General features: G+C 66.9%; 29 protein-coding genes. 24 read left to right on the forward strand and 5 right to left on the reverse strand.

Annotation, left to right across the window (positions count from 1 at the left end; genetic code table 11):
• Positions 1–63 precede the first annotated feature (63 nt).
• The 16 genes from N5D20_RS06185 to N5D20_RS06260 all read left to right on the forward strand — a co-directional run bounded on the left by N5D20_RS06185 (position 64) and on the right by N5D20_RS06260 (position 6,674).
• Positions 64–195: a hypothetical protein gene (locus tag N5D20_RS06185; RefSeq protein ID WP_258014114.1), complete on the forward strand. Its 132-nt coding sequence runs from the start codon at positions 64–66 to the stop codon at positions 193–195.
• Positions 188–433 carry a hypothetical protein gene (locus N5D20_RS06190; protein ID WP_040006680.1) on the forward strand — a complete coding sequence of 82 codons (246 nt, stop codon included), beginning with the start codon at positions 188–190 and terminating at the stop codon, positions 431–433. The genes N5D20_RS06185 and N5D20_RS06190 overlap by 8 nt, the downstream gene beginning before the upstream one ends.
• Positions 433–741: a hypothetical protein gene (locus tag N5D20_RS06195; RefSeq protein ID WP_040006678.1), complete on the forward strand. Its 309-nt coding sequence runs from the start codon at positions 433–435 to the stop codon at positions 739–741. Before N5D20_RS06190 ends, N5D20_RS06195 begins: the two co-directional genes overlap by 1 nt.
• Position 742: 1 nt before the next feature.
• The gene (locus tag N5D20_RS06200; protein WP_024957596.1) at positions 743–1,132 is read left to right on the forward strand and encodes a hypothetical protein; all 390 of its coding nucleotides are present in this window, start codon (positions 743–745) and stop codon (positions 1,130–1,132) included.
• Entirely contained in the window at positions 1,122–1,397 is a 276-nt protein-coding gene (locus N5D20_RS06205; RefSeq protein ID WP_040006676.1) for a hypothetical protein, read from the forward strand. Before N5D20_RS06200 ends, N5D20_RS06205 begins: the two co-directional genes overlap by 11 nt.
• On the forward strand, positions 1,390–1,617 hold the full coding sequence (locus N5D20_RS06210; RefSeq protein WP_008265784.1) for a hypothetical protein: 228 nt from the start codon (positions 1,390–1,392) through the stop codon (positions 1,615–1,617). The genes N5D20_RS06205 and N5D20_RS06210 overlap by 8 nt, the downstream gene beginning before the upstream one ends.
• On the forward strand, positions 1,614–2,093 hold the full coding sequence (locus tag N5D20_RS06215; RefSeq protein WP_141097897.1) for a hypothetical protein: 480 nt from the start codon (positions 1,614–1,616) through the stop codon (positions 2,091–2,093). Before N5D20_RS06210 ends, N5D20_RS06215 begins: the two co-directional genes overlap by 4 nt.
• A 249-nt stretch (positions 2,094–2,342) precedes the next feature.
• Positions 2,343–2,954, forward strand: coding sequence for a DUF3164 family protein (locus N5D20_RS06220; protein ID WP_008267057.1), 612 nt, complete (start codon positions 2,343–2,345; stop codon positions 2,952–2,954).
• A gap of 1 nt (position 2,955) precedes the next feature.
• Positions 2,956–3,639: a hypothetical protein gene (locus tag N5D20_RS06225; protein ID WP_040006671.1), complete on the forward strand. Its 684-nt coding sequence runs from the start codon at positions 2,956–2,958 to the stop codon at positions 3,637–3,639.
• The gene (locus N5D20_RS06230) at positions 3,636–3,953 is read left to right on the forward strand and encodes a hypothetical protein (RefSeq protein ID WP_065427827.1); all 318 of its coding nucleotides are present in this window, start codon (positions 3,636–3,638) and stop codon (positions 3,951–3,953) included. Before N5D20_RS06225 ends, N5D20_RS06230 begins: the two co-directional genes overlap by 4 nt.
• Complete coding sequence (locus tag N5D20_RS06235; protein ID WP_279914238.1) at positions 3,940–4,845, forward strand: recombination-associated protein RdgC; 906 nt, start codon at positions 3,940–3,942, stop codon at positions 4,843–4,845. The genes N5D20_RS06230 and N5D20_RS06235 overlap by 14 nt, the downstream gene beginning before the upstream one ends.
• Positions 4,846–4,853: 8 nt before the next feature.
• On the forward strand, positions 4,854–5,222 hold the full coding sequence (locus tag N5D20_RS06240; RefSeq protein ID WP_049399130.1) for a DUF2528 family protein: 369 nt from the start codon (positions 4,854–4,856) through the stop codon (positions 5,220–5,222).
• The gene (locus tag N5D20_RS06245) at positions 5,215–5,694 is read left to right on the forward strand and encodes a hypothetical protein (protein ID WP_040006669.1); all 480 of its coding nucleotides are present in this window, start codon (positions 5,215–5,217) and stop codon (positions 5,692–5,694) included. Before N5D20_RS06240 ends, N5D20_RS06245 begins: the two co-directional genes overlap by 8 nt.
• The gene (locus N5D20_RS06250) at positions 5,684–5,860 is read left to right on the forward strand and encodes a hypothetical protein (protein WP_157635897.1); all 177 of its coding nucleotides are present in this window, start codon (positions 5,684–5,686) and stop codon (positions 5,858–5,860) included. Before N5D20_RS06245 ends, N5D20_RS06250 begins: the two co-directional genes overlap by 11 nt.
• Positions 5,857–6,321, forward strand: a complete 465-nt coding sequence (locus N5D20_RS06255) for a regulatory protein GemA (protein WP_040006666.1) — start codon at positions 5,857–5,859, stop codon at positions 6,319–6,321. Before N5D20_RS06250 ends, N5D20_RS06255 begins: the two co-directional genes overlap by 4 nt.
• Positions 6,318–6,674: a Mor transcription activator family protein gene (locus N5D20_RS06260; protein ID WP_008266767.1), complete on the forward strand. Its 357-nt coding sequence runs from the start codon at positions 6,318–6,320 to the stop codon at positions 6,672–6,674. Before N5D20_RS06255 ends, N5D20_RS06260 begins: the two co-directional genes overlap by 4 nt.
• Before the next feature lie 363 nt (positions 6,675–7,037).
• Here the strand turns inward: N5D20_RS06260 and N5D20_RS06265 are convergent, their stop codons facing one another.
• Both N5D20_RS06265 and hemH read right to left on the reverse strand, forming a co-directional pair.
• Positions 7,038–7,892, reverse strand: coding sequence for an alpha/beta hydrolase (locus tag N5D20_RS06265; RefSeq protein WP_197578163.1), 855 nt, complete (start codon positions 7,890–7,892; stop codon positions 7,038–7,040).
• Positions 7,889–8,851, reverse strand: coding sequence for a ferrochelatase (hemH, locus tag N5D20_RS06270; RefSeq protein WP_197578162.1), 963 nt, complete (start codon positions 8,849–8,851; stop codon positions 7,889–7,891). Before hemH ends, N5D20_RS06265 begins: the two co-directional genes overlap by 4 nt.
• A gap of 165 nt (positions 8,852–9,016) precedes the next feature.
• Between hemH and N5D20_RS06275 the strand changes: the two genes are divergently transcribed.
• The 4 genes from N5D20_RS06275 (at position 9,017) to tatC (ending at position 11,436) form a co-directional block, all read left to right on the forward strand.
• Positions 9,017–9,910, forward strand: a complete 894-nt coding sequence (locus N5D20_RS06275) for a YSC84-related protein (RefSeq protein ID WP_010482416.1) — start codon at positions 9,017–9,019, stop codon at positions 9,908–9,910.
• Between the two features lie 75 nt (positions 9,911–9,985).
• On the forward strand, positions 9,986–10,213 hold the full coding sequence (gene tatA, locus N5D20_RS06280) for a Sec-independent protein translocase subunit TatA (RefSeq protein WP_005420453.1): 228 nt from the start codon (positions 9,986–9,988) through the stop codon (positions 10,211–10,213).
• A gap of 15 nt (positions 10,214–10,228) precedes the next feature.
• The gene (gene tatB, locus N5D20_RS06285) at positions 10,229–10,690 is read left to right on the forward strand and encodes a Sec-independent protein translocase protein TatB (protein ID WP_049436055.1); all 462 of its coding nucleotides are present in this window, start codon (positions 10,229–10,231) and stop codon (positions 10,688–10,690) included.
• Positions 10,687–11,436, forward strand: coding sequence for a twin-arginine translocase subunit TatC (tatC, locus tag N5D20_RS06290; protein WP_049436054.1), 750 nt, complete (start codon positions 10,687–10,689; stop codon positions 11,434–11,436). The genes tatB and tatC overlap by 4 nt, the downstream gene beginning before the upstream one ends.
• Before the next feature lie 77 nt (positions 11,437–11,513).
• Here tatC and N5D20_RS06295 read toward each other — a convergent pair whose 3' ends face one another.
• Genes N5D20_RS06295 through N5D20_RS06305 form a run of 3 tightly spaced genes read right to left on the reverse strand, consistent with a single transcriptional unit; the run spans position 11,514 to position 15,029 of the window.
• Positions 11,514–12,425 carry a BPSS1780 family membrane protein gene (locus N5D20_RS06295; protein WP_010482409.1) on the reverse strand — a complete coding sequence of 304 codons (912 nt, stop codon included), beginning with the start codon at positions 12,423–12,425 and terminating at the stop codon, positions 11,514–11,516.
• A 50-nt stretch (positions 12,426–12,475) separates the two neighbouring features.
• On the reverse strand, positions 12,476–13,222 hold the full coding sequence (locus N5D20_RS06300) for a glutamine amidotransferase (RefSeq protein ID WP_010482408.1): 747 nt from the start codon (positions 13,220–13,222) through the stop codon (positions 12,476–12,478).
• Positions 13,194–15,029, reverse strand: a complete 1,836-nt coding sequence (locus N5D20_RS06305) for a GspE/PulE family protein (protein ID WP_049413208.1) — start codon at positions 15,027–15,029, stop codon at positions 13,194–13,196. Before N5D20_RS06305 ends, N5D20_RS06300 begins: the two co-directional genes overlap by 29 nt.
• Before the next feature lie 83 nt (positions 15,030–15,112).
• On the opposite strand from N5D20_RS06305, the gene glyQ reads away from it, so the two are divergent.
• The 4 genes from glyQ (at position 15,113) to N5D20_RS06325 (ending at position 24,078) form a co-directional block, all read left to right on the forward strand.
• Positions 15,113–16,024 (forward strand): glycine--tRNA ligase subunit alpha, encoded by a 912-nt coding sequence (gene glyQ, locus N5D20_RS06310; RefSeq protein WP_006403404.1) that lies wholly within the window; start codon positions 15,113–15,115, stop codon positions 16,022–16,024.
• A gap of 77 nt (positions 16,025–16,101) precedes the next feature.
• Complete coding sequence (gene glyS, locus N5D20_RS06315; protein WP_197578161.1) at positions 16,102–18,228, forward strand: glycine--tRNA ligase subunit beta; 2,127 nt, start codon at positions 16,102–16,104, stop codon at positions 18,226–18,228.
• A 196-nt stretch (positions 18,229–18,424) separates the two neighbouring features.
• The gene (locus N5D20_RS06320; RefSeq protein ID WP_197578169.1) at positions 18,425–20,221 is read left to right on the forward strand and encodes an autotransporter assembly complex family protein; all 1,797 of its coding nucleotides are present in this window, start codon (positions 18,425–18,427) and stop codon (positions 20,219–20,221) included.
• Positions 20,218–24,078 carry a translocation/assembly module TamB domain-containing protein gene (locus N5D20_RS06325; RefSeq protein ID WP_197578160.1) on the forward strand — a complete coding sequence of 1,287 codons (3,861 nt, stop codon included), beginning with the start codon at positions 20,218–20,220 and terminating at the stop codon, positions 24,076–24,078. The genes N5D20_RS06320 and N5D20_RS06325 overlap by 4 nt, the downstream gene beginning before the upstream one ends.
• Positions 24,079–24,117 lie beyond the last annotated feature (39 nt).

Below are 24,117 nucleotides of genomic sequence, written 5' to 3' on the forward strand. Positions count from 1 at the left end.
GTGGTTGAGCCAATGACGGCGCAGTGGCCGCTTGCAACGCGTGTTGTGGCGGTTCCCTTTGAAATGCAGGACCGTCCGGCGCCGGTGAATGTGGACATCCTGCAGGTGGTGATCGTGCCGCGCGCCAACTGGGAGCGCATCACCGCGCATGTTCCGGCCGATGTGCTGCAGCGTGAGGGGGTGGCTCATGGCTGATACGCCCCACAGCAATAACGGACTACAGCATCTGCGCTGGTTCGCCGAAAGCCTGATGCGCGATGCCGAGCTTCCGGATCGTCAGGTGACGGTGATGCACCGAGACCTCTTCCGCCGTGCCGGAATCCAATGGCGCGACGGACAGGATCTGGTGGAACTCTTGGCATCACTGGACCTGCAGCAGCTGAGCGGCCTGATCAGCCAGCTGCGCGACGGCGATGACGACGAGGAGGAATGATGGCCGTTCCGACCCTCCAGCGCTGCCTCGGCCAGGTGCGTAACCGCCAGCGCCACAGTGCCCAGCACCCCCAGCGGAAGAAGTCCATCGGGACGCTGGTGCAGGACTGCCACACGTTCCCGACAGCGTCGCGTGTGGGAGAAGTCCAGGTGCACGACCCTGAAACCAGGCGCGAGTACTCGGTCGAGGTCTGGATCCACAGCGGCGTGGTGGTGATCGCGCACAGCACCAGCAAGCGCTGGCTGCTGGAACTGGACGAGATTCTCGACCTGGCCATCGCCGCCGGCATTGATCGGGGGGCCATCTGACATGCAGCTGGCCCTGCTACCGCAAGAGCTGTCCCCACAGACGGTGCTTTTGCAGCTGCAGGGCCGTCGCGGCGCCGTCAACGGCATCACTGCCCGCGACCTGGTGCAGCAGATCACTTCACGTACCAGCACCGCCGACGAGCGCCGCCTGCGCCAGATCATCGAGCAGCTGCGGCGCGAGGGGCACCCGATCTGCGCCCACCCGGCTCACGGCTACCACCTGGCCGCCAGTGCGGCCGAACTGGACCGCGCCTGCACCTTCCTGGTCGGGCGCGCCATGACCTCCCTGGAGCAGGTCAGCGCGATGAAGCGCGTTGCGCTCCCGGATCTGTACGGACAACTCGGGCTGGACAAGCCCGCTACCGACGAGGAATCCAACCATGAACCATGAACGCAATTCCGACGTGCTGTATGCCGCCGCCAACACGGCACGCGAGCTGGAGAACAGCGGCATCGAGATCCTGGGCCTGCACAGCAATGGCCGTCGCGCGGTGCTGATTCTGGACCGCCCTCCCACGATGGTGGGTGGCCACCTCAAGCGCCGCCAGCCCAACGGCAGCGGCGGGCAGGACCGCGTGATGGCCGCTGAGTACCAGGGCGTGCAGCTGGAGTGGACCCAGCGTCCTCCGATGCTGCGGGAGGTGGCTCATGGCTGAGCGCGGCCAGTTCCTGGTGGTCCCTGCTGAGTGGGTGGGTGGCGACACCTTCACCGACTCGGACAAGGCGATCGAAGACGCCCAGGCCCGCAGCAAGGTCGACGGCAAGCACCGCGCGGTGGTTTGCGTGGTCGCTCGCACTACGCCCAGCCCTGCACCGGTCATCGTGCTGACGCGTACGGAAGCCGGCATCACGCAGCCGCAGGTTGTTCAGCCATGAGCGCCGTCCCCAGCGTCGCAATGCAGCACGCTATCGCCCTGTCACTGGGCGCCAGCGTGGTCCGTTCTGCGGATCTGATCGATCGGGTGATGGAGCACGGCTTCCATTACCGCGGCTATGTGTCCAACGCGGTCGCCAAGGCGGTGCGGTGCGGAATGATCCTGCGCGTCGGCGAAGGGCTGGCCCGCAACTACCGCCTCAACCCCGACTGGAAGATCGACCAAGCGGCGTTGGCTGCCGCGCAGGCGCAGCGTGTGCGTGGTACCCGGCCGGGTATGACAGGGGCGCAGAAGGCTCGATCTGCTGCTGGGGGCTACGAAGGTCCCGCCTTCGACAAAGGCCCGCTGACGCCCTCCATCGGCACCGTGTGCCAGTCCCAGGAGGATCTGGAAGGTGAGTTACCGCCTTACCTCGGTGGTCGCCTGGTCGATTCGTTGCACAACCACTTCGATCGCATCTTCGGCGGGGTGGAGTGATGGCTCGCACCGGCCGCCGGCGCTACGACCACCTGTGCGCGATGCGCTTTGCGCTGTGGGCTCGTATGCAGAACCCGCGCCAGCTCACCCCGCAGCGCATTTCCGGCCTGCTCGGGATCTCGCTGGATGCCGCCCGCCGCTGGCGAGCCGACTGGTTCACCGCCAACAGCCCTATCCATGTCGAAGGCGTCCCCGACGTCCTTCGGCCCACTCAACCGTTTGTCCCCCCGCCGCCCAAGGAGGCGCCCAATGACCCCATCCATTCCCGAAGGCTACCGCGAGGACCGCAATGGTCGGCTGGTGCCAGAGGCACAGATCAAGCCGATCGATCTGGCCCGCGACCAGCTGGTTCAGGAGAAGATCCAGCGCGCCCTGCAGCTGCGCGAAGAACTGCGCACCTTCAAGGCGGACACGTTCGCTGACATTGCGGCCTTCGTGCAGCTCAGTGGCGAGCAGTACGGCGCCAAGATCGGCGGCGACAAGGGCAACGTGAGCCTGTACACCTACGACGGCCGCTACAAGATCCTGCGCGCCTGCCAGGACAGCATCCAGTTCGATGAGCGGCTGCAGGCGGCCAAGGCCCTCATCGATGAGTGCCTGAACGACTGGACCGAAGGCTCCCGTGCCGAGCTGCGTACCCTGGTCAACAGCGCCTTCAAGGTGGGGCAGGACGGCAGCATCAAGACAGGCGAGGTGCTCTCGCTGCATCGCCTCAAGTTCGATGACCCCCGCTGGCAGCAGGCGATGAAGGCCATCAGCGATGCGGTGACGGTGGTGGGCAGCAAGACCTATGTGCGGTTCTACGAGCGCGACGCACGTGGCCAGTATCAGCCCATTTCTCTCGACGTGGCGGGGGTCTGACATGCCGAAGATCCGAGACACCTGCACCTTCCGCTTCGACGGTGTTCGCGGTGCCCTGAATGCCAACACCCTGGCGCTGGCGGTGGAGATCGCCGACCAGGCTGCACGGGCCGACGTGGAGATCCACGCGCCGGCCGTGGAGCTGGATGGGCTGCGCTTCTTCGACGCCACTTGCGGCAACATCCAGGGCGAAGACGCGACCGCTGCTCGCTATGCCATTCGCCAGGCGGTGCGGTACATCGAAGCGCGCGGGGACGCACTCCCTTGGCGCCTGAAGCGTCATATCTCCCAGCCGGGCCTGCTGCACTTCGAAGAGCGTACGGACGTTGAGGTGGCCACCTCCGGGCCGCGCCACGCGTGCGTCAACTGCGACATGCCCACCGGCTTGGCGGAATCGCCGATGTGCGGTCCGTGCGCCCAGCAGGCGGTAGGTGCGATGGCGTCTACCACGGCTGACGCGATCCGGCGCATGGACGGGCTCGACTTCGTGTGTGGCCTGCGCGACCCGCAGACGAAGCGGAACGTGGCCACGGCCATTGCTCGCCAGGTTGGGCATGGCATGGCCGAGAAGTGCGAAGCCCAAGCCGAAGCGGCCCTCAACGCCATTCTCGAGCTGCTGCTCCACCCGCCGGTGCTGGTCTTGCAGCGCAGTGGCCCAATCAACCTCCTGGGGGTGCACTCGTGATCGCGTACTGCTGGGCCAATGGCCAGATTGGGTTCGGCAACAACGTGCCGGAAGGTGCGATCTTCATCGCCGAAGGGAGCAACGGGCAGCTGCGCAAGGTGATCAGCGTCGTAGCCAGGCACGGAAAGGGACTGATGCAGGGGATGCTGGTTGTCCCGGGTGTGCCAGAGGCGCAGACGCAGCGGGCAAAGGGTGACGCGCTTGGGGATTGGCTTGCGTGGTGTTCCCAGCATCCGCGTCGGCTGCGCTGGGGCGCACTGCGTGCCAGCAACCGCAACACCGACTCAAAGGAGAACCGCCATGTTCATGCGTAACCTGGTGCTGTTCCGCTTTCCAACCAGCACCGACTTCTCCGAAGTCGAATCCGTGCTGCCGTATGGCGTTCTGAAGCCGGTTGGACCGCTCGAAATGAACTCGCGCGGCTTCATTTCCCCCTTCGGCCGCGAGGAGCAGGAGCGCCTGTCGTGCCGACAGGGCGACTTCCTCTGGCTGACGGTGGGTGGCGAGGACAAGATTCTGCCCAGCGCGGTGGTCAACCGTGCGCTGGAGAGTCGTCTTCAGGTCATGGAACAGGAACAGGGGCGTCGACCGGGTGGCCGTGAGCGCAAGCGCATGAAGGACGACATCTTGCACGAGCTGCTGCCCAAGGCCTTCGTCAAGAACACTCGCCACGACGCGATCCTGGACCTGACCCACGGCTATGTGGCCGTGGATACCTCCAGCCGCAAGGTGGGCGAGGCCTTCGTGTCCGATATCCGTGGCCTGTTGGGCGGCTTCCCGGCGGTTCCGCTGAATGCCCAGGTTGCACCGCGCTCGATCCTGACTGGCTGGATCGCAGGTGAGTCCCTGCCGGATGGCTTGTCCCTTGGAGAGTCCGCCGAGCTGCGTGATCCGGTCGAGGGTGGCGCCAAGGTGCGCTGCAGCAACCAGGAACTTCGCAGTGACGAGATCGACAAGCACCTGGATGCCGGCAAGCAGGTCACCAAGCTGGCCCTGGTGCTGGAGGACGCGCTGTCCTTCGAGCTGGGCGATGACCTGGTGTTGCGCAAGCTGAAGTTCCTGGACGGCGCGCTCTCCCAGCTGGAGCAGGCCGACGATGACGGCCGCCGCGCCGAGTTCGATGCCCGCTTTGCCCTGCAGAGCGGCGAGATCCGCCGCCTGTTCCTGGTGCTGGAACAGGCCTTCCACCTTTCAACGAACCCGTGAGGCCCGGCATGACCATCAAGCGCTACAACATCGAACGTAATTGGGGCGAAGGCCAGGTACAGCTTGAGATCGACCACAACATCCTGACGCCGGAGCTGGCGGCGGAAATCAACGAGTTCTGGACAGGGGCCGATGAGCGGCTTGACGCCGCCGACGACAACCCCGTGCTGGCCGTCATCAAGATCGCCGGTGCCGAGTTCATGGGTTGGGTGCTCGATGCGAACTCAAGCTACTCGACCGAAAGCATGCAGCGTGAGTTTGACCAGCTGGAAGGGTGGCCATCGCCACACGGTATCCGCCTGGTTGGCTGGGATGACCGTCCTGACCTCGATTCCTCCCTGATGCAGGTCGAGGAAATTGAGGTGCCACATGGATGAGACCGTGTACGACGCCGCATGGCGGGCCTACAAAGCCGCGCCTCGCGCCGTGGCCAACGGCCCGTCACGCTCAGCCGTTCGAGCGGCGGTGGATGCGGTGCTTGGCTACCTGATGCCGCCTGGTTCGACGCCAGCGTTCTTCGCCGACCGCGAACTGCGGCGGGCAGTGGCGGCGGACCTCATGGAGATGGGCAGTGAGAGCCAGCGCGGCGGCTGGCCGGCCATGCGGGCAACCTACACCGTCCCGCTTTTCCAGGTCCCGCCAGGCCCTTTGCAGACCGACGTCCTGAAGCGGCTTCACTGTGTGCCGCCGATGTGGTTGAGCGAACAGGTTGGAGGTCCGTTTGATGACCTGACTCCCGGTCAGGCATGGCGCGACGGGTTCAACGAATGCCGTAGGCGTTCGCTACTGCTGATCGAGCAGGAACTGACCGAAGCTGGCCGCGAGGAAGGGGCTGTTGATGCGCCGTGATCCGCTGACAAAGAAGTCCCAGGTGGCCACCGTCCTGAAGGACGGTGGCCGTATCGTGCCTGGCGTGCGCGAAGGGCTGCTGCAGTTGCTGGACCATGCGGGCCAGGAAGTGCCGGCATGGCAGACCGCCCTCCGGGCCGCTCAGGGCGCAAGGAGCAAGGCATGACGCGCGTTCGCAAGGCCGGCGACGGCCGTAACCGGGTGCTGGCCGCGATCCACGCCGGCGCCAAGAAGCTCAGCCTCTCCGACGACGTCTACCGTGACCTGGTCGAGCGTGTATCCAGAGAGCACGGCGTTGCCCAGCGCAGCGCCGGCAAGTGCGATCGCCGGCAGCTCGATGCGATCGCCAACGAGCTGCGTCGCCTGGGTGGAATTCCCGCCAAGGCGGCGTACGCAGCCAAACGTTGGGCAGGCCGCCCCAAGGGCGACCTATCCCCCCAGCTGTCCAAGATCGAAGCCCTGCTGGCTGATTCGGGGCGTGAGTGGGAATATGCCCATTCGGTGGCCCGCCACATGTTCAAGGTAGGACGCCTGGAATGGTGCAACCCGGATCAGTTGTTCAAAGTGATTGCCGCTCTTCAGATCGATGCCAATCGCCGCGCCCGGCGGGAGGCCCCTTCGGCATGAAGTCGATGGAGGCCCGCCGCAACGAGCTCTTGGCCAATGCCGCTTCGGCGGCGGCTACGGCTGCGCGTGCGCTCGGCCTCGGCGACGACTTCGCAGAGCAGATCGGCGCGGCGGTGGCGGACACCTTGGCCGAAGACTGGGGCGGCCAGACCATCTACTTTCCCCAGGACGCCTCATTCAAGCTCAGCCCACGCGAGCGTGAGATACTGAACGCCCACCGCAATGGGGCTACAGTTCCGGGCTTGGCGAAGCGATACAGAATGTCTGAGCAAGGGATCCGCAAGCTGCTCGCCAGGGCGAACTTCCGGGATCGTAACCTCAATCAGATGAGTCTGTTCCGTACAGCACCCTGATTGCACCAGGCGCAATGGCTTTCCATCTTGATCCGCCATTGCCAGCTTTCTTCCGGGGTCTTCCGGCTAGATATCTCGCAGCCCCCCCTGATATATCTCACCCCTGAACACGCGGCGCACGCAGGAGTGCGTGACCAGGGCGCGAGCCGGGAATTCGGGGAATGCGACGCGATCAGCGACGCGGAGACGGGACACCGTGACCACATCCTGTGGGTGGCGGTGCAATGGAGCGGGCATGCGGACTTCCTTGCAGAACCAGACACACGCCGCAGGCCCGACCGGACCTGCGTGCTGCGGACGCAGGGGCCCGCAACTGATGTATCGGCCGCAGACGCGCAGAGTGAAGCGCGTCGGTGCCTGCGCTCAGCCGGCGTTGTCGTTGTTGAAGAAGTGCAGGATCACGTCTGCGATCTGTTCCGGATCTTCCATGTGCAGGTGATGGTTGCCGGCAAACACCGCCAGACGGCCATCGCGCAGATGCCGCAGGCGATCGCTGCGCATCGGTTCGGGATAGTACGACTGTGCCGGCGTGGCATAGATCACCTGTGTCGGGCAGGCGATGGCCTGCAGCAGGTTGTCGATCTGGCCTTCGCTGAGGCGGATCGCAGTGGGCAGCATCAGGCGCGGGTCGCTGCACCAGCGGTAGCCGCCTTCGACCGGCTCGACGCCGCGCTCGACCAGCAGCCGTGCACAGCGCTCGCTGAGCTGGTTGGTCATCATCCGCGCGCGGATCGGCGCGGCGAGGTCGGGGAACACGCGCAGCTGCTTGCGCGCCAGCCCACGCGTGGCATTCACATGCTCGCGCAGGCGGTTGGCGGTCTCTTCTTCGGGACCACGCAGGCCGCCGAGTGCTTCGATCGCCACCAGCCGTTCGACACGGTCGCTGACCGAGGCGGTGAGGCTGGCGATGCCGGCGCCCATCGAATGGCCGAGCAGGCTGAAACGGTCCCAGCCCAGTGCATCGGCCACATCGAGCACGTGGCAGATCGCGGCGGCCGTGGTGTAGCTGGCACCGGCCGGCAGATGCGCGCTGTGGCCATGACCGGGCAGATCGATCGCCACCAATTGCAGCGACGACAGGTGCGGCGCCAGCGGCACGAAGCTGGCCGCGTTGTCGAGCCAGCCGTGAAGGGCCAGCACGCGCGGGCCGTCGCCGTGGTTGCGCAGGCCGGCGACGCGCGCGCCACCGACCTCCAGTTCAAACGGTTGCAGACTCATGCCAGCGAGGCCACGGCCAGCCGCGCCAGGGCGCGAGCGTGTTCCGGCTCGGCGTTGAGGCAGGGGATGTAGCGCATCGTCGCGCCGCGCTCGGCCAGCGTTTCGGTGAAGCCCATGGCGACCTCTTCCAGCGTCTCCAGGCAATCGGTGGCGAAGCCGGGGCACACCACGTCGATCTGCTTCACGCCGGATTCGGCCAGCGCCCACAGGCTGGGCTCGGCATAGGGCTGCAGCCAGCGCTCGCGGCCGAAACGCGACTGGTAACCCATCTGCCACTCGTCCCTGCCCAGGCCCAGTGCCTTGGCGATGGCCTGCGCACTGGCCTCGCAGCGCTGCGGATACGGATCGCCGGCATCGGCCAGGCGCTGCGGGATGCCGTGGAAGGAGAACATCAGTTTCTGGCCGCGACCGTGCTGTTCCCAGTAGCGGCGGATCGAGCCGGCAACGGCCTCGACCCAGCCCGGATCGACCGAGTAGTCGCGCACCAGGCTGACGGTTACGCCCGGGTTGCGGCGCTGCCACGCATCGACGCGGTCTTCGACCGAGGCGGTGGTGGTGGTGGAGTACTGCGGGTACAGCGGCAGCACGACGATGCGGCGCGCGCCGTCGGCGGCGAGGCGGTCGAGCTCGCTGGCCAGGGCGGGTTCGCCATAGCGCATCGCATGGCGAACCTTCAGGGTCGGCAGCAGGGCCTGCATCGCCTGCGCCAGCTGCCGGGTGTGCACCATCAGTGGTGAGCCGTCGGGCAGCCAGACCTGGGCGTACTTGGCCGCCGAACGGCCGCTGCGCAGCGGCAGGATCAGTCCGCGCAGCAGCGGCTGCCACAGCAGTGCCGGGATCGCGACCACGCGGCGGTCGGACAGGAATTCAGCCAGGTAACGGCGTACGGCGGGGGCCGTCGGCGTCTCGGGCGTGCCTAGGTTGACCGCCAGCACGGCGGTGTCGGGTGCGTCGAGCATGGGCGGTATTGTCGCCGATCCGGCGCCGTGCCGGGATGCAGGGTTCGGATTGCAGGCATAGCGCGCGTCAATGTGAGCAGGGAACGCTCATTGGAGATTCATGACAACACTACTAATTTCAGTCACTTGCTATATCTTCCTATGGACTGACTTCTGGAGCCTGCCATGCGTCGCCCGATCCAAGCCCTGCTGATCGCCGCCAGCCTGCTGTCCAGCCAGGCCATGGCCGGACCGCAGGAAGACCAGCGTGCCCGCAATGCCGTGCGCGTGCTGGCTGAAATCCAGGAAATCCCTGAACAGGGCATTCCGGACAAATTGCTCGACGAAGGCCGCGCGGTCATCGTCATTCCCGACACGATCAAGGCCGGTCTGGTCATTGGCGGTCGCCGTGGCCACGGCCTGATGTCGGTGCGCATGCCCAACGGCGCCTGGTCCAATCCGGTGTTCGTGAAGCTCACTGGCGGCAGCATCGGCTTCCAGGCCGGTGTGCAGTCCTCCGATGTGGTGCTGGTGTTCCGCAACGACCGCAGCCTGGACAATCTGGTCAACGGCAAGTTCACGCTGGGCGCCGATGCCGGTGTCGCCGCCGGCCCGGTCGGCCGCAATGCCGCCGCTGCCACCGACGGCCAGCTGAAGGCCGAGATCTGGTCCTGGTCGCGCGCACGCGGCCTGTTCGCCGGTGTCGCGCTGGATGGTGCGGTGCTGCAGATCGATGATGCCGCCAACCTGGATGCATACGGCAGCAACACCACGCCGCGCATGATCTTCGAAGGCCGCGCCGCCGGTTCGCCGTCGATGGATGTGGTCGCCTTCCGCGATCGCCTGGAAGAGGCCACCTACGCCGCGCGCAACAACCGCAGCGGCAACGGCGGCAGCGCCCCGCGTCCGGCAGCGGCCCCGGCGGTTGCTCCGGCGCCTGTTCAGGCAGCGCCGGCCGCCCCAGCCGAAGCCACCACCGCGCCGCTGCAGAACGTGCCGCAGAACCCGCCGCCGCAGCAGCAGGGCTTCCAGCCGGTCAACGACGGCGAAATCCGCACGGAAACGCTGGGCGGAAACTGACTTTCGTCACGCGCGCCGGCTAACACCCGGTGCGCTATGCTCGACAGCCTGATCACTAACGTAACGAGCGTCTTTATGGGCAGTTTCAGCATCTGGCATTGGTTGGTCGTGCTGGCCATCGTCCTGCTGGTGTTCGGCACCAAGCGCCTGACCAGCGGCGCCAAGGATCTCGGTTCGGCGGTCAAGGAATTCAAGAAGGGCATGCGCGACGAAGACAAGCCGAACGCGCAGCTGGGCGATGAGTCGCGCAGCCAGGACGCCTCGCGCACTGCGCAGGACGAGCACGACCGTAACGCTCGCTGATCCGGAGCGGTTGCGGTGTTCGATATCGGCTTCAGCGAACTGCTGGTGATTGCAGTGGTCGCCCTGGTGGTGCTCGGTCCCGAGCGCCTGCCCAAGGCGGCCCGCTTCGCCGGCCTGTGGGTGCGTCGCGCCCGCAATCAGTGGGACTCGGTGAAACAGGAACTGGAACGCGAGCTGCAGGCCGAGGACATCAAGCGGCAGATGCAGGACGTGCGCCAGGGCATGCAGGACACCGAGAACCAGCTGCGCGCCAGCGGTGAAGCGATCCGTCGCGAAGCGCAGGAGGCCCAGCAGCAGGGCGATACGCTGGCGCAGGAGGTTCGCGCACCGGCGCCTGCGGATCTGCCGCCGCATATGAGCGCTGCGCCCGATGCCGATGCGCCGGCACAGGAGAGCGGTGCTCCCGAGCCGACGCCGGCGACACGCCCTGAAGCCGGTGCGCCGCCGCCGCAGAGCAGCCCGGAGCGCCAGCCATGAGTGAACACGATTTCGGCGAAAGCTCGCTGGTCGAGCATCTGGTGGAACTGCGCGGCCGCCTGGTGCGCGCATTGCTGGGCCTGGGCGTGGTGCTGCTGGCGCTGCTGCCGTTTACCCAGAAGCTGTACAACGCACTGGCCGAACCGCTGGTCTCGCAGCTGCCCAACGGGCAGACGATGATTGCCACCAACCCGGCCGGTGCCTTCTTCGCACCGTTGAAGCTGACCTTCTTCGTGGCCCTGTTCGTGGCGGTGCCTTGGCTGCTGTACCAGCTGTGGGCGTTCGTTGCCCCGGGCCTCTATGCGCGTGAGAAGCGCCTGGCGGTGCCGCTGCTGGTGTCGTCGGTGCTGCTGTTCTACGCCGGCTGTGCCTTCGCCTACTTCCTGGTGCTGCCGGCGGTATTCCACTTCCTCACCACCTTCAGCCCGGACGTGATCGCGATCACCCCGGATGCGAACGCCTACCTGGACTTCGTGCTGGCGATCTTCTTCGCTTTCGGCGGCAGCTTCGAACTGCCGGTGGCGATGGTGATCCTGGTGCTGCTGGGCTGGGTGACGCCGCAGCAGTTCAAGGAAGGCCGCGGTTACGCGATCGTCGGCATCTTCGTGGTGGCGGCGGTGCTGACCCCGCCGGACGTGGTGTCGCAGCTGATGCTGGCGATCCCGATGTGCCTGCTGTACGAACTGGGCATCCACGCCGCACGCTGGCTGGTGCCATCGTCGGCAGTGAAGAAACCCGCTGCCTGAAAAAAGGGGACGGAGGGGATTAAGTCGTTTGTGCCACTGTGCGGCTAACGACTTAATCCCCTCCGTCCCCTTTTTCGTCAGGCGTGGAACACGTCGCTCGAGGTCGGGGTGGTCGGAATCGGCGGGGCGGCGCGGCTGCCGCGGTGCACGAACATCTGCTTCCACGCGGCGTAGACCGCGCCGACATACAGCGGCATCAGCACCGTGGTCAGCACCAGCTGGGCGATGAAGGCCGCGGCCAGCGGGCCACCGATCAGCATCGCGATCTGGATCACGATCACGAACAGGATGTACATGCAGAACGCGGCGATCAGGCCGAGTGCGGCGAACACGAACATCGCGCCGATGTTCTCGATGCAGCCCTGCAGACTCAGGCGCAGCGCATGCATGCCGCTCTGCTTGTCGAACACCACCAGCGCCGGCTGGGTGAACATCGCCAGCGACAGCGCGACCGCGCTCAGGAACACCAGCAGCATCCACAGCGCGATGCGCTTGGCCGGCAGGTTGGCGACCAGCGCCGCTGCATCGTCCGGCTTGATCTGCTGGCCACTGCGGCTGATCTCTTCCATCTTGGTCATGACCTCGCTGAAGGCGGTGAAGCCCTCGCGGCCGATCATCAGGAACAGCAGCGCGCCCAGCAGCAGCACCGCCAGCACCTGGATCGCCAGCGGCACCAGCAGGTGGCTGACGCGGTGGTCGCGGATCGGCTGCAGCAGGTGCGAGGCCAGGCCCGGGCGGCCTTCGTCGATCTCGCCCACGGCATACAGCATGCCGCCGAACATGATCGGCGAGATGGCCAGGGTCATCAGCTGTACGGCCATGCCGGCGGCGCCGGGAATCAGCGTCGACAGCAAGGTCACCACCCAGCTCACCAGCAGCCAGGTCAGGCCGATCCGGGCCAGCTGCAGCGGCGCGCGCCGGTACAGCGAGAACGTATCCAGCAACCACTGGGCGCCCGCCGAAGCCGGCAGCTTGCGAATCTCTTTCATGGACATCCGGGAAGGACAGGAGGGGGCCGGGCGGCTGCCCGTGCCGCCGATTATCCCTGTTTTGCCGCCGGCTGGGCTGAAGACAGCCGCGCCTGGCGGACGAAGCGGCGCAACAGCTGGCGCGCCAGCGGCGCGGCGCTGACCGCACGCTCGATGCTGCGGGCACAACCGCCGTGGCGACCGATGCAGTCGGCACGGGCGCGCACGTAACCGCGCATGTGGTGGGTGGCGAATTCCGGATGGAACTGCACGCCCCAGGCCTGGCGGCCCCAGCGGAAGGCGTGGCAGCCGTCCAGTGGTGAGCGTGCCAGCACTTCGGCGCCATCAGGTGCGCGCAGCACGGTCTGCAGATGGGTGGCATGGGCAGCGAAATGCTGCGGCAGGCCCTGGAACAGCGGGTCCTGCGCCGCCTGCGGCTGCAGTTCCAGCTCGATCGTGCCCGATTCCCGCCCGGCCGGGTTGTAGGCCACCTCGCCACCCAGCGCGTGTGCCAGCAGCTGGTGACCGTAGCAGATGCCGAACACCGGCAGATCGTCGTGGGCGGTCTGGCGCAGCCATGCGGCGCTGCGCTCGCTCCATTCGGCGTGGTCGGTGACGAAGGCGGCCGAGCCGGTCACCAGCACGCCAGCGAACGCATGTGGGTCGGGCAGAGCGCCACCGTGTTCGACATCGACCACCACCGTCTCGTGTTCTTCCAGCCCGGCGGCGACCCGGATCCAGTGCGGAAAGCGCCCGTAGCGGCGCAGCGACGGTACCGGGCGGCCGGTTTCAAGGATCAGGAACGGGGCTGGGTTCATCCGGGGGCGGCAGGACTGACAGGACTTCCTCGATTGTAGTCAGCCCCTGCGCCACCTTTTCAAGCCCGGCCTGGCGCAGGGTTCGCAGCCCTTCAGCCCGTGCGGCCCGGCTGAAACCGGCCAGATCCATGTCGGCACGGATCTGCCCGCGCAGCCGCGAGCCCAATGGCAGCAACTCATACAGCCCGATGCGGCCAAGGAATCCGGTGCGCCGGCACTCCAGGCAACCGACCGGCCGACAGGGCGTGGCGGCATCTGGATATGCAGCATGGCTATCAGCCAGCACCGCCCAATCGGCGGCGCCGAGGCTGTGTGGCTGCTTGCAGTGCGGGCACAGCGTGCGCACCAGGCGCTGGGCGAGGATGCCGTTGAGGGTGCTGGCCAGCAGGTAATGCGGCACGCCCAGGTCGAGCAGGCGGGTGACCGCCGACGGCGCATCGTTGGTATGCAGGGTGGACAGCACCAGGTGGCCGGTCAGCGAGGCCTGCACCGCCATCTGCGCCGTTTCCAGGTCGCGGATCTCGCCGATCATGATGATGTCCGGGTCCTGCCGCAGCAGGGTGCGCACGCCGCTGGCGAAGTCCAGGTCGATGTTGGTCTGCACCTGCATCTGGTTGAATTCGGGCGCGATCATCTCGATCGGGTCCTCTACTGTGCAGACGTTCACGTCCGGCGTCGCCAGCCGCTTCAGCGTGGAATACAGGGTGGTGGTCTTGCCCGAGCCGGTCGGGCCGGTCACCAGCACGATGCCATGCGGGCGCTCGACCAGCGCATTCCAGCCGGCCGCTTCCTGCGGGCTGAAACCGAGCTGGTCGATGCTCTTGAAGGCAGCATCGGGGTCGAAGATGCGCATCACGCACTTCTCGCCGAAGGCGGTGGGCATGGTCGACAGGCGCATCTCGACTTCGCGGCCGCCCGGCGAGCGGGTCTTGATGCGGCCGTCCTGTGGGCGCCGGCGCTCGGCCAGGTCCATGCGGCCGAGCACCTTGATGCGGCTGACCACGGCGGTCATCACCGCCGGCGGTACCTCGAACACCTTGTGCAGCACGCCGTCGATGCGGAAGCGCATGCGCCCCATCTCGCGGCGTGGCTCCAGGTGGATGTCCGAGGCGCGCTGTTCGTAGGCGTACTGCAGCAGCCAGTCGACGATGTGCACGATGTGCTGGTCGTCGGCATTGACGTCGCCGGTGCGGCCCAGCTCCACCAGCTGCTCGAAGCTGGGCAGGGTGGTGTTGGCCTCGCCACGCACGTCGCCACGGGCGCCGCGCACCGAGCGGGTCACCCCGTAGAACTCCATGGTGTAGCGGTGCAGGTCCAGCGGGTTGACCACCGCCAGTTCGATGCGGCGGCGGGTCAGGTGCTGCAGGTCGCGGCGCCATTCCTGCACCAGTGGCTCACTGGTGGCCACCAGCACGCGCTCGGCATCCACCGCCAGCGGCAGGAAACGGTGGCGGCGCGCGTAGGCGTGGGAGACCAGCGCGGTCACCGCGGCGACGTCGACCCGGGTCGGGTCGATGCGCAGGTAGCGGCTGCCGGTACGCCGGGCCAGCCACTCGGTGAGGCGCTCCAGGGTCAGTTCGCCGCCGCCGGTGGCGGCCAGCTTGAGGTTGGACAGCAGTACCAGCGGATGCACTTCACTGGCGTTGCGTGCGCCCTGCGCGGAAAACCGCATGCGCTCGCGGTCCTGCTCGGCCACCAGGTCATCGGCGACCAGGGCCGCGGCAATCTGCTCGAAATGCAGCCGTCCCCAGGGCAGCGGGACGCCGCCCGCCTCGCCGGGCGTGCCTGCCGGCAGCCGATGTTCCATCTGCCTGCTCCTCCCGGGTACGGAATGCCCCGCAGGTCGGCCGTTATACTAGCGCACCCCCTTGCCGGCCAAGACTCGTACGCATGTCCGCGACCCCGACCGTTCCGATCACCTTCCAGGGCCTGATCCAGACCCTGAACCAGTTCTGGGCCCAGCAGGGCTGCGTGCTCATCCAGCCGCTCGACCTGGAGGTGGGTGCCGGTACCTTCCACCCGGCCACCTTCCTGCGTGCGATCGGGCCGGAAAGCTGGAACGCGGCCTACGTGCAGCCGTCGCGACGCCCGACCGACGGCCGTTACGGCGAGAACCCGAACCGCCTGCAGCGCTACTACCAGTACCAGGTGGCGATGAAGCCGGCGCCGGACAACATCCAGCAGCTGTACCTGGATTCGCTGAAGGCACTGGGCATCGATCCGCTGGTGCACGACCTGCGCTTCGTGGAAGACAACTGGGAATCGCCGACCCTGGGCGCCTGGGGCCTGGGCTGGGAAGTCTGGCTCAATGGCATGGAAGTGACCCAGTTCACCTACTTCCAGCAGGCCGGTGGCCTGGAATGCCGCCCGGTGCTGGGCGAGATCACCTATGGTCTCGAGCGCCTGTGCATGTACCTGCAGAACTGCGACAACGTCTACGACCTGGTCTGGACCTATGGCCCGGACGGCCAGCCGGTGACCTACGGTGACGTCTACCACCAGAACGAGGTGGAGCAGAGCACCTACAACTTCGAATACGCCGACGTGGAAGAGATGTTCCACCGTTTCGACGCCTGCGAGCGTGAAGCGCAGAAGCTGGTGGAAGTGAACCTGCCGCTGCCGGCCTACGAGCAGGTGATGAAGGCCAGCCACACCTTCAACCTGCTCGATGCGCGCCGCGCGATCAGCGTGACCGAGCGCCAGCGCTACATCCTGCGCGTGCGCGCGCTGGCCCAGGCGGTGGCCAAGGCGTACTACGAGCAGCGCGAGAAGCTGGGCTTCCCGGGCGCGAAGAAGGCCTGACGGCCGCTCCCTCCCTCTCTCAACTTCCGGGGCGCCGGACGCGTTGCGCGCTGCGCCCCCACCACAGGATCGAACCGATGAGCCAACTGTCCCCCCTGCTGATCGAACTGGGCACCGAGGAGCTGCCGGTCAAGGCGCTGCCGGGCCTGGCCCAGGCGTTCTTCGACGGTGTCGTCGAGGGCCTGCGCAAGCGCGGTGTCGCGCTGGAACTGGGCGATGCCCGCCCGCTGTCGACGCCGCGCCGACTGGCCGTGCTGCTGCCGGGCGTCGGCCTGGAACAGCCGGAGCAGCACAGCGAAGTGCTGGGCCCGTACCTGAACATCGCGCTGGACGCCGAAGGCCAGCCGACCAAGGCCCTGCAGGGTTTCGCCGCCAAGGCCGGGATCGACTGGACCGCGCTGGAGAAGGCCACCGACAACAAGGGTGAGCGCTTCGTGCACCGCGCAGTGACCCCGGGCGCGAGCACTGCCAGCCTGCTGCCGGAGATCCTGCGCGAGGCAATCGCGGCAATGCCGATTCCCAAGCCGATGCGCTGGGGCGACCACGCCTGGGGCTTCGCCCGCCCGGCGCACTGGCTGGTGCTGCTGCACGGCGCCAACGTGGTCGAGGCCGAACTGTTCGGCCTGCAGGCCGGCCGCGTGAGCCGTGGCCACCGCTTCCACCACGACCAGACCGTGTCGCTGGCGCAGCCGCAGGACTACGTTGAAGCGCTGCGCGCTGCGTTCGTGCTGGTCGACCCGAGCGAGCGCCGCGCGCGCATCGTCGCCGAGGTCGAGGCTGCGGCGGCCAAGGCCGGTGGCAGCGCCCGCATCACCGACGACAACCTGGAGCAGGTGGTGAACCTGGTCGAGTGGCCGTCGGCGGTGCTGTGCAGCTTCGAGCGTGCGTTCCTGGCGGTGCCGCAGGAAGCGCTGATCGAGACGATGGAGATCAACCAGAAGTTCTTCCCGGTGCTGGATGACAGCGGCACGCTGACCGAGAAGTTCATCGGCATCGCCAACATCGAATCGAAGGACGTGGCCGAAGTGGCCAAGGGCTACGAGCGCGTGATCCGCCCGCGTTTCGCCGATGCCAAGTTCTTCTTCGACGAGGACTTGAAGCAGGGCCTGGTGTCGATGGGCGACGGCCTGAAGACGGTGACCTACCAGGCCAAGCTGGGCAGCGTGGCCGACAAGGTGGCGCGCGTGGCCGCCCTGGCCGAAGTGATCGCGCCGCAGGTCGGTGCCGACGCCGCGCAGGCCAAGCGCGCCGCGCAGCTGGCCAAGAACGACCTGCAGTCGCGCATGGTCAACGAGTTCCCGGAACTGCAGGGCATCGCCGGCCGCCACTACGCCGTGGCCGGTGGTGAATCGGCCGAGGTGGCACTGGCCATCGACGAGGCCTACCAGCCGCGCTTCGGTGGTGATGACATCGCACTATCGCCGCTGGGCAAGGTGCTGGCGATTGCTGAACGCGTGGACACCCTGGCCGGTGGTTTCGCCGCAGGCCTGAAGCCGACCGGCAACAAGGACCCGTTCGCCCTGCGCCGCAACGCGCTGGGCCTGGCCCGCACGATCATCGAAAGCGGCTTCGAGCTGGACCTGCGCGCGCTGCTGGAAGATGCTGTGAAGCTCAATCTCAAGGCAATGCCAGGTCCTGCCGTACACATTGGGCGTCAAGTCGCTCAATGGGGAGGGCAGTCGCTCACCGAAGTGATTGAGCTGTACGACTTCATCCTCGACCGCCTGAAGGGCTACTACGCCGACAAGGGCGTGCCGGCCACGCACTTCAACGCCGTGGCCGAGCTGAAGCCGGCCTCGCTGTATGACTTCGACCGCCGCCTGGATGCCATCGGCACCTTCGCCGCGCTGCCGGAAGCCGAAGCACTGGCTGCGGCCAACAAGCGCATCCGCAACATCCTGCGCAAGGCCGAGGGCGACATCCCGGCCCAGATCGACCCGGCGCTGCTGCAGGAAGACGCCGAGCGCGCACTGGCTGAAGCGGTCACCGCCGCCATCGACGACACCGGCGCCAGCCTCCACCAGAAGGATTACGTGGCCGTGCTGGCGCGCCTGGCGCGCCTGCGCCCGCAGGTCGACGCGTTCTTCGATGGCGTGATGGTCAACGCGGAAGATCCGGCGCTGCGTGGCAACCGCCTGGCGCTGCTGACGATGCTGGGCGAGCGCCTGGGCAAGGTCGCGGCAATCGAGCATCTGTCGAGCTGAGATGTAGTGCCAAGCATGCTTGGCACCCACCGGTAGTGCCGGTGGATGTCCATCGGGGTCATTGCCGGCATCGCGCACGATGCCGGCATCCTCGCCTGCGATCACGATGATCGCCACAAAGGCGCGTATTTTGACCGCCACTTAACAACCGATCCCCAATGACGTGATGCATTTCGCATCGTCACCTTCGGTCGGTATGCTGTGCCGCATGCAGCCAAAGAAATACGCCCTGCCGCTGATGGTCCTGTCGCTGGCCGCCACCTCTGTGGTCCACGCGCGCGGCACCATCGACAAGGTGGACATCAAGGGATTGGACAAGGGCGACGACGCCGCAATCATCGAGAACATCCAGGAATCGCTGTCGCTGTACGACACGATCGGCAAGGAACAGGGCGAATCGCGCCTGGAGTACCTGCTGTCGCAGGCCGAGCGGCAGACCCGCCAGGCACTGGAACCGTTCGGGTACTACAACCCGGTGATCAAGGTCGAGGCGCCGCGCGAGGACGAGCACGTGCGCGTGCTGATCCATGTCGACAAGGGCACCCCGGTGACCGTCCGCCGCGAGCACATCGACATCACCGGACCGGCGATGTACGACCAGTACCTGCAGGACGACCTGGCCGCGTTCAAGCCGCGCAAGGGCCAGCGTTTCGAGCACACGCAGTACGAAGCCAGCAAGATCACCGTCACCCGTCGCCTGGCGGAGCGTGGTTATTTCGATGCCGACTACACCCAGCGCCAGGTGCAGATCACCCGTGCCGACAACGCCGCCGACATCGACCTGACCTGGGACAGCGGTCGCCGCTACAACATGGGGCCGGTGCGTTTCGAGCAGGATTACTTCGTCGACAAGCTGTTCGACCCGCTGGTGTACTGGGACCAGGGCAGCTATTTCCATGAGGGCAAGCTGGACCGGCTGCGCGAGTCGCTGACCAAGCTGGACTATTTCAGCGTGATCGACATCCAGCCGCGGCCCGACCAGGCCGATGCGAATGGCGAAGTGCCAGTGGATGTGAAGCTGACCCGTGCCAAGCGCACCATCTACACCGCGGGTCTGAGCTACGGCAGCGAGAGTGGCCCGGGTGTGCGCGGTGGCATCGAACGGCGGTGGCTGAACAACCGCGGCCACAAGATGAACACGCAGCTGGACTATGCGCAGAAGCGCAAGAGCCTGGTCACCAGCTACCGCATTCCGGCCTTCAACTGGCTTGATGGCTGGTACACCTTCGCTGCCAGCGCCTACGACGAGCAGACCGACTACATCGACCTGCGCAACTTCAAGCTGATCGCCAGCCGCAGCGGCGAGATCAACGAACACTGGACCGCGATCGCCTCGATCAACGCGCTGCGCGAGCGCTGGCGCTATGCCTCCGGCACCGAATTCACCGACGCGGTCTACAACACCTCGACGCTGGTCTACCCGCAGCTGGTCGCTGACTACGTCAACGTCGATGACGAACTGTTCCCGCGCAAGGGCATCAGCGGTACCGCGACCATGCGTGCCGGCGTTGAAGGTGCCGGCTCGGACACCAGCTTCGTGCAGGCCAACGCCGTGCTGCGCTGGTACATCCCGGTGGGCGAAAGCAACCGCCTGATCCTGCGCGGCGAGGGTGGCACCACCTGGACCAGCGATCTGGTGGCGATGCCGCCGAGCCTGCGCTACTTCGCCGGTGGTGACCGCAGCATCCGCGGCTATGCCTACCGCGAGGTGGGCCCGCGGACCCCTGCACCGGACAAATACGCGCTGGGTGCCAAGAACCTGGTGATCGGCTCGGCCGAGTACGAGCACTACTTCAATGGTGGTCCCTGGGGTGCGGCGGTGTTCGTCGATACCGGCAGCGCCTTCGACAACACCATTGATCTGCACACCGGCGTCGGCTTCGGCGTGCGCTGGAAATCGCCGGTGGGCCCGGTGCGCATCGACGTGGCGCATGGCCTGAACAACCCCGATTCGCAGTTCCAGCTGTACCTCAACATCGGAGCGGACCTGTGAGTACGCCCGCACCCACTCCGAACCCGACCACGCCGCCGCGCGTGCGCTTCTACCGCCGCCGCCGCTTCTGGGCCTGGTCGGGTGTGGGCGTGCTGGGCCTGGTGCTGCTGGCCCTGCTGGCGGTGTACTGGTTGCTGCAGACCGTGGCCGGCCGCGATGTGCTGCTGGCACAGGTGGTGGCGCGCCTGCCGGTGGGCGCCAGCTTCACCTGGGACAAGGTGGACGGCCCGGTGGCCGGCCCGCTGACCCTGTACAACGTCGACTTCCGCTATGACGACATCCATTTCCACGCCGAGCGTGCGCACCTGGAGCCGGACCTGCGCCCGCTGCTGGGCCGCAAGCTGCTGCTGGACAAGCTGGAGCTGACCAACGCGACGCTGAACCTGGCCAAGAGTGACGAGCCGTTCAAGCTGCCGTCGTGGCCGGATTCGCTGCCGCAGATCGAGATGCCGTTGGCGATCCAGGCCGATGCCATCGCCATCGATGGCTTCCGCATCAGCCAGGCCAACGAGCCGGTGATCGACATCAGCCGCGTGCGTGGCGGCATCGAGATCGCCAACGGCGAGTTCCAGGCGCACAAACTGGTGGTGGACAGCGACATGGGCAACTTCACTGCCCAGGGCCGCTATATCCCGGCCAAGGACTACGACACCGACGTGACCGTCACTGCCGTGCTGCCGGCGCCGCGTGGCCGCACGGCCGCCACCGTCGGCCTGGTCGCCCGTGGCGACCTGTCGCACATGGAAGTGGCCGTAGCCGGGCGCGCGCCGAAGCCGCTGCACGCGATGCTGGTGTTCGATGGCCGCACCGATCCGAGCTGGAGCGCCAGCATCCGCAGCGACGAGCTGGATCTGGCGCTGCTGTCGCCGGCACTGGCCAGCTCGGCGATCGCACCGCTGGCACTGGATTTCACCGCGGCCGGCAAGGGCGGCAACGCCAACCTGCATGGCAAGGTGAAGCAGGGCGATCAGGAACTGGAGCTGGCACCGTCGGTGGTGTCGCTGCAGGACCAGGTGCTGAAGGTTTCACCACTGCTGGTGAAGGGGCTTGGCGGTGAGGTGCGACTGGAAGGTACCGCCGATTTCAGCCAGGAAGACCAGCAGAAGCTCAACTTCTCGGTGGTCGCCCATGATCTGACCTACGTGCCAGCGGCGGACCCGAACACCGCCGGCAGCGCACCGGTGCCGGTCACCTTGAAGGAAGCACGCTTCGGCCTGGCCGGAACCCTGAAGGCCTGGGCCGCGATCGGCCGCGCCGAGGTCGAGCGCGATGCGCAGAAGGCGCAGCTGCACTTCGATGTGCGCGGCAACGATCAGGCCGCGTCGATCCATCAACTGCAGGCGCAGACCCCGGGTGGCCAGCTGCAGGTGGAAGGCCAGGTGGCGTGGGCACCGCAGCTGAACTGGGATGCCAAGGCCACGCTGAAGGATTTCGACCCCGGCTATTTCGTGCCGGGCTGGAATGGCCGCCTGTCCGGCAACCTGGCCTCCAAGGGCCGCCAGCTGCCGCCGCCGGCAAACGCACCGCCGGGTACCGCCGGCACGCTGGAAGCCACGGTCGATCTGCCGTCGTTGAAGGGCGTGCTGCGCCAGCGCAACCTCGACGCGCAGGGCAAGTTCGCGCTGCAGGGCGCGCAGGGCCAGGGTGACCTGAAGCTGTCGCTGGGCAGCAGCCGGGTGACCGCGTCGGGCAAGGTCGGTGATCGCCTCGACATCGATGCACGTTTCGAGCCGCTGCAGTTGAGCGACCTGCTGCCGGGCGCCGACGGCGGCCTGCGCGGCCAGGTGCAGGTGAAGGGGCCGCGCGATGCGCCGGACATCACCGCCGACCTGGTCGGCAACAACCTCAACTGGGATGGCTACGGCGCCGAGAGCGTGAGCATCAAGGGCCATCTGCCCTGGCGCGGCGACAGCGGCACGCTGGCGATCCAGGGCCAGCAGGTCAATGCCGGCATGCTGCTGGAACGCTTGAACGTGGATGCGCAGGGCAGTGTCTCCAACCTGCGCCTGGCGGCGCAGACCCGCAACGAGATGGGCGCGATCGAGCTGCAGGGCAGCGTCCGCCAGCAGGGCGCGCAGTGGCGTGGCGAGCTGGCCGCGCTGCGCATCGCACCGGTGAAGGGCGATGCCTGGTCGCTGCGTGCACCGGCGGCGTTCGCGATCAACGGCAGCACCTACACCCTGGGCGAGGCCTGCCTGGGCGCGACCAGCAGCGGCACACTGTGCGCACAGGCCAACTGGCCGCGCGAGGGCCTGGTGGTGCGCAGTGATGCACTGCCGCTTGCATTGGTGCAGCCGTGGTTGCCACCGCAGTCCGGCCGTCGCATCTACCTGCGTGGCGATGTCAGCCTGGACGCGCAGATCCGCCCGCGCGGCAATGCATGGGAAGGCCATGTGGAAGTGCGCTCGAAGGAAGGCGGCGTGCGTCTGGGTGAGAACCGCAACACCGTGGGCGATACCACCCGCGGCGAGCTGGTGCGCTATGACCAGTTCTCGCTCAAGCTCGACATGACCCCGGCCAGCATCAAGGGCTATCTGGGCATGGGCTTCCAGGGCAACGGCTTCGTCGATGCCAGGATGCAGACCGGCTGGGAAGCCAGTGCACCGCTGAACGGCGAGCTCTACCTCAACATGTCGCGGCTGTACTGGCTGGAGCTGTTCTCGCCGGACATCGTGCGACCGACCGGCCTGATCGAGGGCCACGTCAGCCTGCGTGGTACGCGTGGCCAGCCGTCGCTGGGTGGCGACGCGCAGCTGAGCAACTTCAAGGGTGAATTCCCCGCGCTGGGCCTGACCTTCGACCAGGGCAAGGGCAGCTTCGTGGCGCAGCCCGACGGTTCGGCCAAGATCACCGCGCAGGCCAACTCTGGTCAGGGCACGCTGTACGTGGATGGTGGCCTGTCCTGGTTTGGCGATGCACAGCCGTTGCAGCTGAAGATCCACGGCGAGAACGTGCTGCTGTCCAACACCAGCGAACTGCGCATCGTCGCCAACCCCAACCTCGACTTCACCCTGGCCAAGGCGGCGATGGAGCTGCGCGGTACCGTGCACGTGCCCGAGGCCGACATCGACCTCGAGCGCCTGGACCGCGGCACCTCGGTGTCCGAAGACGTGGTAGTGCTCGACCCGGCCGATCCGGAAGAGTCGCGCACCTCGCCGCTGGACATGGACCTGACGGTCAGCCTCGGCGACAAGGTGAAGATGACCGGCTTCGGCCTGAAGGGTGCGCTGACCGGCAAGATGCAGGTCTGGGCCAAGCCTGGCCGCGAAATGACCGCCAATGGCGGGCTGGAAGTCAGTGGCCGCTACAAGGCGTATGGGCAGGACCTGACCATCACCCGTGGCAACCTCACCTGGAACTACAACGCGGTGTCCGACCCGCGCATCAACATCCGTGCCGAGCGCCGGATCGGTGATGTCACCGCCGGCATCGACGTGACCGGGCGTGCGCAGCAGCCGCGTGCGGATGTGTGGTCCGAGCCGGCGATGTCGCAGTCCGAAGCACTGGCCTACCTGGTGCTGGGCCGCAGCCTGACCGGTGCCAGCAGCGACCAGACCCAGCAGGTCAACGCGGCTTCCGCGGCGCTCTCGGCCGGCAGCGGCCTGCTGGCTTCGCAGCTGGGCGCCAAGCTGGGCCTGGACGACGCCGGTGTGAGCCAGTCGCGCGCGCTGGGCGGCTCGGTGATCGGTGTCGGCAAGTACATCTCGCCCAAGCTGTACGTCGGCTACGGCGTGTCGCTGGTCGGTGCCGGTTCGGTGATCACGCTGAAGTACCTGCTGCGTCGCGGCTTCGACGTGGAAGTGGAATCGAGCACGGTGGAAAACCGTGGGTCGATCAACTGGCGGCGGGAGAAGTAGAGCCACGCCATGCGTGGCTGCGGTTCCGGTCCGGGTAGT

The sequence above is a fragment of the Stenotrophomonas sp. GD03877 genome (genome assembly GCF_029840555.1).
In the GTDB taxonomy this organism is placed as follows: Bacteria; Pseudomonadota; Gammaproteobacteria; order Xanthomonadales; family Xanthomonadaceae; genus Stenotrophomonas; species Stenotrophomonas geniculata.